This window comes from Bacillus sp. DC4300-2b2 (genome assembly GCF_049895685.1).
Taxonomy (GTDB): domain Bacteria; phylum Bacillota; class Bacilli; order Bacillales; family Bacillaceae; genus Bacillus; species Bacillus safensis.
The window spans coordinates 634,073-646,984 of sequence record NZ_JAFCSW010000002.1; the positions used below are offsets into that span (position 1 = coordinate 634,073).

The 12,912-nt window shown below is 39.4% G+C and carries 13 protein-coding genes and 1 pseudogene; 3 read left to right on the forward strand and 11 right to left on the reverse strand.

The window, feature by feature from the left end; all coding sequences use genetic code 11:
- The first annotated feature begins 152 nt into the window (after nucleotides 1–152).
- Nucleotides 153–1,625, forward strand: coding sequence for an NAD(P)/FAD-dependent oxidoreductase (locus ACP69X_RS08160; protein ID WP_426052577.1), 1,473 nt, complete (start codon nucleotides 153–155; stop codon nucleotides 1,623–1,625).
- Nucleotides 1,626–1,658: 33 nt separating this feature from the next.
- Here the strand turns inward: ACP69X_RS08160 and hag (ACP69X_RS08165) are convergent, their stop codons facing one another.
- From hag (ACP69X_RS08165) to ACP69X_RS08185, 5 genes are all read right to left on the reverse strand, one after another.
- Nucleotides 1,659–2,480: a flagellin Hag gene (gene hag / locus ACP69X_RS08165; RefSeq protein WP_025093449.1), complete on the reverse strand. Its 822-nt coding sequence runs from the start codon at nucleotides 2,478–2,480 to the stop codon at nucleotides 1,659–1,661.
- 288 nt (nucleotides 2,481–2,768) lie between these two features.
- On the reverse strand, nucleotides 2,769–3,590 hold the full coding sequence (gene hag / locus ACP69X_RS08170) for a flagellin Hag (RefSeq protein WP_041105913.1): 822 nt from the start codon (nucleotides 3,588–3,590) through the stop codon (nucleotides 2,769–2,771).
- 230 nt (nucleotides 3,591–3,820) lie between these two features.
- Complete coding sequence (locus ACP69X_RS08175; protein WP_426052578.1) at nucleotides 3,821–5,302, reverse strand: Kelch repeat-containing protein; 1,482 nt, start codon at nucleotides 5,300–5,302, stop codon at nucleotides 3,821–3,823.
- A gap of 118 nt (nucleotides 5,303–5,420) precedes the next feature.
- Nucleotides 5,421–6,602 (reverse strand): alanine racemase, encoded by a 1,182-nt coding sequence (gene alr / locus ACP69X_RS08180; protein WP_426052579.1) that lies wholly within the window; start codon nucleotides 6,600–6,602, stop codon nucleotides 5,421–5,423.
- Between the two features lie 172 nt (nucleotides 6,603–6,774).
- Nucleotides 6,775–7,404, reverse strand: coding sequence for a hypothetical protein (locus ACP69X_RS08185; RefSeq protein WP_426052580.1), 630 nt, complete (start codon nucleotides 7,402–7,404; stop codon nucleotides 6,775–6,777).
- A 124-nt stretch (nucleotides 7,405–7,528) separates the two neighbouring features.
- On the opposite strand from ACP69X_RS08185, the gene ACP69X_RS08190 reads away from it, so the two are divergent.
- Nucleotides 7,529–7,885 (forward strand): YunG family protein, encoded by a 357-nt coding sequence (locus ACP69X_RS08190; RefSeq protein ID WP_241768880.1) that lies wholly within the window; start codon nucleotides 7,529–7,531, stop codon nucleotides 7,883–7,885.
- Nucleotides 7,886–7,931: 46 nt separating this feature from the next.
- Here the strand turns inward: ACP69X_RS08190 and ACP69X_RS08195 are convergent, their stop codons facing one another.
- The 6 genes and pseudogenes from ACP69X_RS08195 to ACP69X_RS08220 all read right to left on the reverse strand — a co-directional run bounded on the left by ACP69X_RS08195 (nucleotide 7,932) and on the right by ACP69X_RS08220 (nucleotide 11,896).
- The gene (locus ACP69X_RS08195; RefSeq protein WP_041085102.1) at nucleotides 7,932–8,381 is read right to left on the reverse strand and encodes a GyrI-like domain-containing protein; all 450 of its coding nucleotides are present in this window, start codon (nucleotides 8,379–8,381) and stop codon (nucleotides 7,932–7,934) included.
- A gap of 174 nt (nucleotides 8,382–8,555) precedes the next feature.
- On the reverse strand, nucleotides 8,556–8,789 hold the full coding sequence (locus ACP69X_RS08200) for a hypothetical protein (protein ID WP_041085103.1): 234 nt from the start codon (nucleotides 8,787–8,789) through the stop codon (nucleotides 8,556–8,558).
- A gap of 98 nt (nucleotides 8,790–8,887) precedes the next feature.
- Nucleotides 8,888–9,025 carry an aspartate phosphatase gene (locus tag ACP69X_RS08205; RefSeq protein ID WP_095408252.1) on the reverse strand — a complete coding sequence of 46 codons (138 nt, stop codon included), beginning with the start codon at nucleotides 9,023–9,025 and terminating at the stop codon, nucleotides 8,888–8,890.
- The gene (locus tag ACP69X_RS08210; RefSeq protein ID WP_039177907.1) at nucleotides 9,015–10,148 is read right to left on the reverse strand and encodes a Rap family tetratricopeptide repeat protein; all 1,134 of its coding nucleotides are present in this window, start codon (nucleotides 10,146–10,148) and stop codon (nucleotides 9,015–9,017) included. The genes ACP69X_RS08205 and ACP69X_RS08210 overlap by 11 nt, the downstream gene beginning before the upstream one ends.
- A gap of 129 nt (nucleotides 10,149–10,277) precedes the next feature.
- Nucleotides 10,278–10,697, reverse strand: a pseudogene (locus tag ACP69X_RS08215) (GNAT family N-acetyltransferase).
- 41 nt (nucleotides 10,698–10,738) lie between these two features.
- Entirely contained in the window at nucleotides 10,739–11,896 is a 1,158-nt protein-coding gene (locus ACP69X_RS08220; RefSeq protein ID WP_041085105.1) for a CynX/NimT family MFS transporter, read from the reverse strand.
- A gap of 121 nt (nucleotides 11,897–12,017) precedes the next feature.
- Between ACP69X_RS08220 and ACP69X_RS08225 the strand changes: the two genes are divergently transcribed.
- Nucleotides 12,018–12,908, forward strand: a complete 891-nt coding sequence (locus ACP69X_RS08225) for a LysR family transcriptional regulator (RefSeq protein WP_073980055.1) — start codon at nucleotides 12,018–12,020, stop codon at nucleotides 12,906–12,908.
- Nucleotides 12,909–12,912 lie beyond the last annotated feature (4 nt).

Here is a 12,912-nt window from a genome sequence, read left to right on the forward strand (position 1 = left end):
TATCATAATCATTGAAGAGATTCTTCATATTTACTAGTAAAAAGTAGTACATTTCCTTTCTATATTCAAACATAATTTTGCTATAATTAATGAATCAACATATGATGAAATGGTCATTTAACCATTTTGTGTATTCATTGGAGGCGCATGTTGTGACACAACCCATGAAAAATGAGCGGGCGATCGTCATTGGCGGAGGTATCACCGGGATGCTCGCTGCAAAAGTTTTATCAACTTTTTATCATCAAGTCTTGATTATTGAAAAGGATGAACTGCCAGACTCTCCTGAGAATCGTCTCGGCACTCCTCAAGCCTTTCATCCACATAGAATGCTGCCACTAGGCAAACAAATAGTGGAACGTCTATTTCCTGGTTATACAAAAGAGTTACTGGCAATGGGCGGGTATAACACATGGCATCAGACATCTCGGTTTATGACAAAAGATGGCGAGTTAGTACTCACCGATACTGAAGAAACAGCTGTCACACGACGTGCCATGCTAGAGTGGGTGCTGATGCAAAGAATGTTACGCGAGGAACGTGTTCAATTTTTAGAAAAACATGAAGCGATCGCTCTTCTTTTTGAAGAAGAAACGACTAAAGTGAGTGGATTACAGGTCAAAGATCGGAGGATAAAGCCTGGAATCATCAACAAAATGAGTGCGGACTTAGTCATTGATACGTCTGGAAGAATGTCTAAATTGCCAAAATGGCTGAAAAGCGCAGGACGAACCTTGCCGCAGACAGATGAGCTAATCGTGTCTCTTGGCTACAGCACAAGATACTACCAAATACCACCTGAGGCACCGAATCTGGAACCAATGGTCATCGTTGGACAACCGAATAAGCAAATTCCAACAGGACTGTTTGAACGAGTAGATCATGATTTAGTAGCGGTTCTTCTCTCAGCAGCTGGCGGCTCTCATTATCCAACAACGGACGCTGATCAGTTTGATGTAGAGACAGCTAGGCTGACCAATCCCTCGATAGCAGAAGCCATCACTCATTTAATTCCCTATACGGAACCAAAAGGATTTAGAGTTCCGGCTTGTGTCAGAAACCACTATGAACAAATGGAAGATTGGCCAAGCGGCTTATTGGTCATGGGTGATGCCTTGTGCACATTAGATCCAATACATGGTCAGGGAATGACAAAGGCCGCTCTTGAGGCACAAACACTTGACCGTTTGCTCAAACAAGCACAAAAAAATGAGCGAGTCTCTTTTGAAAAGGACACATTACAACAAATGCAGCAAGCGAGTGAACTTGGCTGGTGGCTTTGTGCGATTGCTGATATGGCATGGGACGGTGTTGAGTTAAAAGGAGAAACAACCATCCCCCACTTGACGTTCGTACAAGAATTTTTAAATCGCTACGTACAATACGCCATTGTCACAAAACAGCCTGAACGTCTTGAGGTGTATCACCGGATGCATTCTTTCTTAACAGAACCGAGAGACATCATCAACTTAGAACAGCTGCACGACATGATTCAAGCTGACACCTCAGGAGAAATCGCTGAATGGTGGAAGCAATGGGATCAAAAGAACGATGAAGGCAACCGAGCTTTTTTCCATGAAGCGGTTCCTGACTTTGGTCTAGAGTACTTGCTGTCATTTGATTGAAATAAAAAAAGCCCCTTTAATGGGGCTTTTTCATTAACGTAATAATTGAAGTACGTTTTGTGGCTGTTGGTTTGCTTGTGCTAGCATTGCTTGAGATGCTTGAGAAAGAATGTTGTTCTTTGTGAACTCACTCATTTCTTTGGCCATGTCAACGTCACGGATACGAGACTCAGCAGCTGTTAAGTTTTCAGCAGAAGCACCCAGGTTATTGATTGTGTGCTCTAGACGGTTTTGGACTGCACCAAGAGCTGAACGCTGTTTAGATACAGCGCCGATTGCTGCGTCGATTTTTGCTACTTCAGTGTCAAAGTTAAAGCCTTCTTCATTAACTACAATATCTTTTACAGTTAAAGTTTCTGCATCCATTTTGCCAATCTGTACGTTGATATTTTGCTCAATGTTTGCACCAATTTGAAATTGGAATCCTTCCTCAACGCTACCATCCAACAGATTCTTTCCGTTAAATGCTGTACGCTGAGAAATACCATCAATTTCATCCACCAAAGCAGTGAGTTCTTCTTGAATAGCTGTTAAATCTTCTGTTTGTTGAGTACCAACGTTACCCGCTTGAACTGTCAATTCACGCATACGTTGAAGAATAGCATGTGTTTCAGTTAATGCACCCTCAGCTGTTTGAATAAGAGAGATACCGTCTTGTGCGTTTTTAGACGCCATTTCTAATCCGCGGATTTGACCACGCATTTTCTCAGAGATGGCAAGACCTGCTGCGTCATCTCCTGCACGGTTGATTCGAAGACCAGAAGAAAGCTTCTCCATGTTCTTTTGCCCTGCACCATTGTTGGCAGACAAACGGTTCAGTGTGTTAAGTGCTGCGATATTGTGGTTAATTCTCATGTTAAATGACCTCCGTGTGTTTGAACCAATTGGACGTCCTTATCCAAAAGTTCTAAATTAGAATTTTTTTGTAAGCCTTACAATCCATTTATCGAACTTTAATGGAATTTGTTTAACAAAAAAGGAATAAATAAGGATTAAGTCTCATTCAATATGATCGTTTCGCTAGAGTATGTCAAATTTAAAGGTCATTTTTCATGATTTATCAGAGGGAGTTAAGAATCATAAGAGTGGAGGAAATTCGAAGAAAAAACATCATAAAAAAAAGCCCCATAAAGGGGCCTTTCATTAACGTAGTAATTGAAGTACGTTTTGTGGCTGTTGGTTCGCTTGTGCAAGCATTGCTTGAGACGCTTGAGAAAGAATGTTGTTCTTCGTGAACTCACTCATTTCTTTCGCCATGTCAACGTCACGAATACGAGACTCAGCAGCTGTTAAGTTTTCACCAGAAGCACCAAGGTTGTTGATAGTGTGCTCTAGACGGTTTTGGACTGCACCAAGTTTAGAACGCTCTGAAGATACACTTTTAATTGCTGTATCGATTTTTGCGATTTCTGTGTCAAAACTGAAACCAGTAGCCGCAACATCAATAGTATCTACGCCTAGAGTAGTTGCATCCATGCTACTAATTGTAACATTGATATTTTGAGTTGCATTAGCACCAATTTGGAAAGTAAAACCTGTAGTTTCAGTACCATCTAATAGTTTTTTTCCGTTGAATTCAGTACGATTAGAAATTCCATCGATTTCTTCAACAAGTGCATCCATCTCATCTTTAATAGCAGTTAAATCCTCAGTTTGCTGAGTACCTGTGTTACCTGCTTGAACAGTTAGTTCACGCATACGTTGAAGGATCGCATGAGTTTCAGTCAATGCACCTTCAGCTGTTTGGATAAGAGAGATACCGTCTTGTGCGTTTTTAGACGCCATTTCTAATCCGCGGATTTGTCCACGCATTTTTTCAGAGATTGCTAGACCTGCAGCGTCATCTCCTGCACGGTTGATTTTAAGACCAGAAGAAAGTTTCTCCATGTTCTTTTGGCTCGCACCGTTGTTGGCAGACAAACGGTTTAATGTGTTAAGTGCTGCGATATTGTGGTTAATTCTCATTTCCTATTACCTCCGTGTATGTGGGACCTGACAGACGTCCTTGTCTGAAAAAAGTCCTTTATTCTAGGGCTTATCAACCCTGACAATTCTATTATCGGATGTGATTATAGGATGTTTAGCAGATTTTTAAAAAAATATCGTATTTTTTTATGACGTAAATCCTGATTTTAACATTTTTATAAAAATAAAAGCTGCTGATCTCTTATCAGCAGCTTTACAATTTATGAATATCAGTATTGCTTGATATCAAACATTAAGATATTTTGGTACACGACATAGTCCTTCTTACTTGTGAAAGGACCTTTATTGTGTTGATCATTGATTTCATAGAAGTTCATACCAATTCCAAAGCTTCTTTCTTTGTACCAGTTAAGAAAATCGTTGATTTCTTTCATTGAGAGCAGATAATCCTTTTGCAGTCCATTGATCATGGTTATAGAAAGTATACCTTTCGCTGTTTCTTCTCCAGGTTTTGTTCCGTCTTGATCCTTTGGTTCTTCTGTTGTACCATCACCTGGCTTTGTTCCATCCTGATCTTTTGGCTCTTCCGTGGACCCATCACCAGGCTTCGTTCCGTCCTGATCTTTTGGTTCTTCTGTTGACCCATCACCTGGTTTTGTTCCATCTTGATCTTTCGGTTCTTCGCTTGTTCCATCACCTGGTTTTGTTTCATCCTGATCCTTTGACACTTTTTGCAGATCTTTTAATGGAATAGAAATAACAGATTTAAAATTATTTTTGACAGAATGACTACCAATTGATTCAGCATAATCTCTTCCACCAATCACATATAATTGATCATCAGCAATAGCTGCTACAGATCCAACTCTACCTTCAGGAATTTCATATAAAGAATCTTGGACTTGACTAGTTTGTGGATCAAATATCTGAACTTGTTTTAGTAATTTACTCGATCTATCTCCAATTCGCTGACCGCCAATCATAAATAATTTATGATTGTATGTCACATAAGCAGATTCATATGCAAAAGAATTTAATTGAACATTCTTTAACCGTTGCCACTTCCCTAGCGTCATATCATATTCTAATATATCTTTATCATTCGCTCGGCTAACATTAGCCTCACCACCAGCAATATACAACTTTCCATTTATCTCTGAAATACTTCTTCCCTGACGAGAAGCTAATTGAGAATTATCTAAGCTTTCCCACTCTCCACTTCCCGTATCATAGGAATAAAAATTTACTTGAGAGCTTGATAAAGATGCTACTATATAAATTTTTTCTCCAACTGTAACTGCTCTTAAGGAACCATTTATATAAGATGTATATATAAATTTCTCAGGCATCTTAATTGGTTCTTCTGTCCATTGATCTAGTTCCGTATCATAAACATCGATGGTTTTGTGAACTGTTTTAGTTGTATCAGTAAGACCGCCAATAACATAGATTTTTTTACCTACAGTCGCGTAAGCAGCGCCCGTTCTTTCTCTAGGCATACTTGCTTTTTCTGTCCACAAATCAGTATTAGGATCATACATATATGTTGAATCATTGAATTTAGACTGTTGACTTGCTCCACCGAATACATATATTTTCCCATCAACTACTCCTACACTTGCTCCGATACGCTCTTCCGGTAAGTCTGCTCGCTTCGTCCATCCATTTGTCTCAGCTGCATGAGCTTTTAACGGATGAATTGTGACCATCATAAAAATAGTCAAAAGCACTAAAAATAAACCTTTTTTCATCGTTTCTTTCCTCCATATCTTAAATGTCCCTCCTTTTATCGACATATTTGTAATAAAATTTAATTTTTATCATTGTACACCAGAACAAATATCCTCAAATTGTACCTGTTATTTAGCCTCACACATACATCACCGGTGTCGATATTTTAATAATCTTCCCGCCTCGACGATAAAACCTAGGAACGCGGCGGCTTAAGGTGGCAACAACCTCGTAGTTGATCGTATTGAGCATTTCAGCAATTTCATCGACAGAAATTTCTCCGCCTTTTTGACGGCCGTAGATAACGACTTCCTCGCCTTGCTTTGCTTTCATTTCTCCTAAACTGATCATGGTCATATCCATTGTGACTCGGCCAGCAATCGGCATTCGTTTTCCGCGGAAAAGCATAAATCCTCGATTTGATAAGGCTCGTGAGTACCCATCTGCATAACCGATTGGTATGGTTGCTATAACTTCATCAGGTTTTGCTACATAGGTTGCACCATAGCTGACGGTCCTTGGCTTTGTCACCATTTCCTTCACGAACGCAATTCTTGCTTTTAAACTGAGAGCGGGCTCTAGCTTAACAGCGTCTAAACTCTCAATGTATTGCGAGGGGTACAGTCCATATAGCCCGATGCCGAGCCGAATCATATCTGCGCTAAATTCAGGAAACGCGATGGCAGCTGCTGTATTGTTCATATGTACCGTGGGCAATGTAATGTCTTGTTTTTTTAAGAAACGGAGAAAATCAATAAAAATGCTGTGCTGAAGCAGTGTGAAATCAGGGTCAGGCTCATCCGCAGTGGAAAAATGCGTAAATATTCCATCCCATCTCAGGTTTTCACTCTCTTCAAGCGCTCTCACCACCTCTAACAGCTCTTCCTTTGTCCGTACACCTAATCGGCCCATCCCCGTATCGACATTGACATGAATCCCAAGCCGGGGCAGACTTTCTTCTTCTGCTAAAATCTCATTTGCTTGAACAATCCAGTCTTCACGAAGGCCGGATAGGTCAATTCTCCAGGTTGCAGCTCTTTTCACACAGTCGAGCGGGGTAAATCCAAGGACGAGAATCGGTGCTTCAATTTTTGCTCTCCGCAATACAATGCCTTCTTCCAAGCTGGCAACTGCAAGCTCTGTCGCACCGCTTTCTAATGCCTGCCGCGCAACCTCCACGGAACCGTGCCCATATGCATTCGCCTTCACGACAGCCATGATTTTACTTTTCTTTGGAATATGCGCTTGAATGGCTTCGATATTTCTTTTAATCGCATCAAGATTGACCTCGATCCAGACTTCCCTACAAAGCTTTTGCATGTATGTTTCCTCCAGTCATTTCGATATCAATGTTCGTTTTCGTGTCTAGTCTATCTTTATTCATTTTTGAGAAAAACATTCAACCGCAATGACTGAACCAGCTTTGACTTGATTGACATAAAAAAAGAAACCACCTTAAACTGTGATTTCTTCTTTATGAACAGTCATTTAGTCAATCTGCAGATTTCATCATTGAATCAATTTCATGATAAATCTCCTCCAGATTTTCTCGTTCAGTCAAATATTCGGCAGTGCTCTTACGAACAGGCACATCAAATGTCAGAAAGGTGAGCGTGATCGTTGATGATTCCTGATCATTCATAGTTAATCTCAATTCAAGTGTCGAGATCTCTTCATTATTATCACTCTCAAAAGATTGTTCAATCGGCACACCATCTTCTAACATGTCAACTTGTTTCAACTCTTTCAAGGAAAGCTCAGTAACCTCAAACCTGAATTTTCGAGATGAGCCGCTAGGTTGATGGGTAATAAACCGCATGACCTTTCGCTCATCATCAATCGCAAAGCCTTTATCCACATTTTGCGAAAAGATGTATGTTGAAGCCTGAAACCCGTCTTCTTGAAAAAGCATCATCATTTTATCTAATAATATATTTGGCTCATTCTTTTCTTTTTGCCTTTGCAGCCTTCCCGCTATCCATAAAATGACCATCGCGCCAATGATGCTAAAAACCGTTCCCAACCCGTTACCTACATCTACGAAAACAGTAAAGCCTAAAATAGCAACAATAAAAGCGATTACAATGCCTATGATGAATATCACTCCAGCTCCTCCTGTCATAACCCTTCATTGTTATATTGGTTTAATCATAGTATAGCATCTGGATTTTGATTGAGAAAAAAACTACTATAGACTAAACAGATACTCCATTCATTTCACTCTTTAAATAGAAAGGATTTTTATGATGAACCTCTACACGACAGACAAAATCATTGATGCTCTTTATAATGCATGGTCCTCTCAATCTAGTTCAAAGTGGAGTAAAAGCAACCCAGCAAACGGGCAATGTGGTGTCACTTCTTTAGTGGTCCATGATCTTTTAGGCGGGAAAATAAACAAGACCGCACTACCCAACGGATGGCACTTTTATAACGTAGTGGATGGAACAAGAATCGACTTTACTTCTTCACAATTCTCTGAGGAAATCGTTTATATGGATGTACCTTCAAATCGAGAAGAAGCATTTCAAGATACGAATGAGGATCAGTATCGTTATTTAAAGGAACGAGTCGTAGAATATTTAAACATATCATATTCATGAAAACAGACCATAAGAGGTCTGTTTTCATTAAAGTTTGATAAAATATTTAAAAGATAGGTAGTAAGAACTCACACACGCCTTCTTCTTCTCTATATCTCTCCATAATATGTACCTGACGCGTGTTCAATTGATTGTGTTGGATCATTTGAGGCAATTGTCTCCAAAACAACCTCACTTTTTCGGTTGTATGTGTCACTGTAAACACAGCATACTTTCCCCCTTCAAAATGACCAGTCTGAACCATTTGATCATTTGAGAAATCTCTATTTGTCATACGCATGAGGTCGTATCTGCATTTTTCTGATGGAATTTTTCCAGGATCATCTTGAGGAACACCATATATACCATAATCCTTTAATTCATCATTTAATTGATGTTGCTTGATCCATTTCTTAAATCTCTTCATCATCTCAAAATTCTCTTTGCTACCATATGATCCTATATTTCTCATATACACCATTTTCATATTCGTTAACATTTCAATTTTGTAATTCATGATTTCCCTCCAACTCGTATTGGAAGACTGGCCAATCATTCCTTCCAAACAACGGTAACATCCTTTAAAATAGAATGCAGTAGGATATTAAAAATAATGTAATATGCGATCTAGATCATACATGTTCTCTGTCATTTTTAAAATAAAAAAAAACGGACTGTAGCCGCTCACTCGTTATTGATTTTCCTTTGAAGATTTAGCACCGAGAAAGACGCCAATCAAATAGATGATTGTTCCGAAAAACAAACCATTTAAAAAACTGATAAACAACATCTTACAAACCAGGCCAACATAATAAGACACTGGCGTCCCCGGAAACACAGCCATATTAAACAAGCTAATCATAAAGGTTAAAGCAAAAAATATAATAAAAATCCTTCTAAATAATGTTGATTTTAACATTGTCATTTTTACTTCCTCCTTAATATCTTTTCTATGGAAAAAATATTCTTTATTCATAGCATATATTCCGTCTTAAAATAAAAAGCCCTTTAAGGGCTTTTTATTTAAGCAGTGTAGCCGATACTTGCAGTATGACCTCTCCTAGCTTCATCATGACTTGCTGTCACTTCAGATGTAAAATAACCAACAATACTGATAACGCTGATCATCACAAATACGACTGATAACGTTTTAAATTTCATACTGACAGTCCCCCCGCTTCACTTGAGTTTGGAAATAAAGAATTTTCTCATAAAAAAGCATCGCATTGTCTTTATCTCCCATTTCATTATAATACTTTGCAGCGTCTTTTGCTAAATCTTCTAGATCAGGATACATTGACTTTATTTCTAGCAATTCCATTATTTTTTCCAACTGTTCAAAATTGTTGTCAACGTATAGCGATCTTAAAAATTTGAATATCAATAACAGCACATGGTCTTTCAGTTTTTCAGATAGTTCTATGCCGTTATTTAAAGCATATATACCTAAATCCTGTTCTTTCTTTTTGAAGTAGGCTTTTGACAACATAATGAGCGGGTCTAAGATTCTATTTAAATGTTCGTATCCCTGCTCTCTAAATGCTCGAATTGAGTCATTAAAGTGAATTATTGCTTGGGCTATTTCTTTGTTATGAAAATAACTCAACCCTAAATTATAGAGTGCTGATCCTTTTAATCGTTTTGTTGAGTTGTCGGCGGCTTTTTCTAGTGCGTGTTGAAAATGGGGTATTGCTTTTTCGGGGCAGCCCATATCTATGTAGTTTAATCCAATCACAAAAGAACATTGTATTTCTCTTACTGTGTATGTATCTTTTTCTCGATAACATTCTATCGCCTGTGCGATATGGTGCATGGACATGTGGGTTTGTTTCATGTGGTAATAGATTTCAGCCATCTTGTAATTGAACTCGGCCCGTTCAATATCGTCACTGACAAGAGACAGCTTTTTTTCTGCCCGTTTATAGAAGGTAATCGCATTTAGGTATTCATAGTTTTCGAATTCATACATGCCGTAGAAAAAATTGAAGTAATACTCGAGCAGTCCTGTTAATTTCTCTTGGTCCCTTTTGATCTTCATTGCGAGTTCCTTGAAGTTGGCCCGCTCTTTCCCATTTTCTAAAGGATTCAAGTAATCAAGCATTAATTTATGTCTGAACTCCATGAGTGAGAAATACAATAATAAATCTTGATTTTCTTCCATATGATCAAGCATTGATTTGATTTCCTCTTTATATGCTTCGGCGTCCGGTACGTTAAATCTTTGAATATGATAATACCATTCATTGATTTTCAAACCGACGTGAGAAGAAAGCACTTTCTCCATCAGCCCTTACCACTTCCTATATTTTTCCTATAATGACATATATTATCATTTTATGAACCATTCGACACCGAAAAGAAACCGCAAAAAAGCCCTATAAAGGGCCTTGTGAACGATAAGATAAAATGATTTCTATTCATAAATAAGCACCCAGTATTCTGTCCCAGGTCCTCCTTCTTCTACAACAGCCTTCCAGCCTCTTTTTTGATAAAAAGATAAAGCTTTGTGATTTTCGGAGACACATTTGAGGGTGACCGGTGTTCCCAAAACGTTGATCGCTTGTTTGAGCAGCAGATCGCCAGCCCCTTGACCAGCAGCTTCTGGATGTACAAACAAGAGGTGAATAAATCGATCGGGTACATATAGAGAAATGAATCCGAGGATTTTATTGTTCTCCTAAGCTAAGAAAATTTGCTCTTCCTGCGTATCTTGATCAAAATCTTGCAGATTGAGGTCTTCTGGATTGAGCCAGTGAAAGCTCTGGCGCCTTGATTCTAAATAGATTTGCCTTAATTGTGGATAATCGATCGTTTTTGCTTCTCGAATGAGCAATAGAATTCCCCCGTTTTTATTGAAATGTGAAGCAGCATTATTTAACTTGACACTTCTCCTGCTTTTGTTCCAAGTTTCATTGATAACTGAACGCCAATCATTAACGAGACGATGACAAGCATTGCCACAATGGAAGCATAAAAATGTCCGCTTAGATCGAAAACCAAGCCAATGAAAAACGGACCGAATCCACCCACGATGTACCCGCCCATCTGCGACATCGCAGACCAGGTTCCGGCTTCCTCTGGAGTATTCGTCTCCATAATCGGGAGCATAAGTGCTAAAGGAAACAACCCTCCGGCACCCATACCTAGGAAAATGACGGCTGGCAAGATCGGCATTGGCAGAAGAAGAAAGATAAGGCCAATGAGTTCAGACAGACTGCATAAGATGAGAAATAATTTCGGTTTTCCTAATCGAGTAACGACCGCTGGAACGAGTAGTGCCACTGGAATCTGAATGAGTGTAAATATGGTCAGTAGCATGGCAGCATATTGAGGACTGTTTCCAAAGCTAAGAGCAATCGGTGAAATCCATGCCGTCAAAGAATAAAACATACTGGACATAAAGCCAAAGAACAAGGTGAATTGAATCGCCTTTTTGTTTCTCAGCGGCAATTTTAACGGCAAGGTTACATGATCACTCTGCTCATTTTTGCGAACTAAACCGACCCATAGAATAAGAGCAATCACCCCTAGAAAAGCCCAGCAGGACAAAGCAAACGTAAGGTGTTGCTCACTGCGTAGATAAATCGGAATGGTAAAGCCGGAAGCAAGCGCTGCACCTATTGTCATCGAAATTGAATAGACACTGACAATACCAGGATTTCTCGGGAAATATTTTTTAATAAAACTAGACAATAAAGGACCCGCAAAGCTAATCCCTACACCTCCTGCAAACGCAGTCATGAGAAGGATAGCAACCGATTGGCTTGTACCACGCAGTGCGGTGGCAATCGTGATAAGAAGAATTGAGAAAAACAGAGTTCTTTCTAAACCAAAACGCCGGCTGAGTATCGTCGCAACAGGAGCAAATACCCCCATACAAAGGACAGGCAAAGTGGTCAAAAGACTTGCTGTCAGTGCGTTTACACCAAGCTCTGATTGAATCATGCTCATCATGGAAGCCACGGACGTAATGATTGGACGTAAGTTTAATGCCGCTAAAAATAAAGCGGCTAAATAATATATTTTTTTCATCAATACCCTTCTTTCATCTTGTTAAGGTTACTTTGAGTATAAAACTGCTGCATCCATTGATCAATACAATAAATCGTATTATGATGATAGGAAAATACTATCGTTTCTGAAAGGAGGACAAATGGATACCCGGCATATTACCTATTTTATGGCTGTATATCATCATTTGCATTTTACAAAGGCTGCTGAGCAGCTAGGCATATCACAGCCGACACTTAGCCAGCAAATTCGACTGCTTGAAGCAGAAGTTGGGATGCCGCTCTTTGATCGAATCGGCAAAAAAGTCGTGGCTACTGAAGCTGGTTCGCTGCTTTATCAATATGGCATGAAAATGCTTCAAGCTGAAAGAGATGCAAAAAATGCGATGAAAGAACTATTATCAGAAAAACGAGGAACCGTTCGTCTCGCAGTACTCCCCTCCGATCTTGATTTTCAGCTGGTGCCACTTTTTGTAGAATTTAAAACACTTTACCCCGAAACCAATCTGAAGGCATATTCAAATATCTTCGTGCGTGAAGAAGTCCTTTCGCATAAAGTGGATCTCGGCATCGGGCTGCGAGGTCCTGCGGATAAACGGCTCGTTCAAATTCCACTTGGAAGTGAGCCTTACGAATTATTTGTTCATTCAGAAAGTGATTTAGCCCAAAAGAGTGAAGTGACTTTAGAAGAGCTGACTCAGCATTCGTTGGTCATGTATCCGAAGGGATATCTAGGAAGGGATTTAGTAGATGACGTATGTAAAGAACAGGGTGTTGAACTAGACACTGCCATGGAGGTTGGGTCCGCGTTTTCGCTATTGCAGCTGGTTGAAGCCGGGATCGGTGCAACCATTCAGCCAAGAGGATTACTAAAACATCATTCGACGTGGTCCAATATTGTTTCGATTCCTATTGCTGAGCCAGCACCTGTCCGGCACTTGGAATTAATTTATTATGCAGATCGATTTGTCAGCAAAGCACAACAGCAGCTATCTGAATGGCTGATAGACTTTTTCAAATCAAGAACAAACTAAAAAA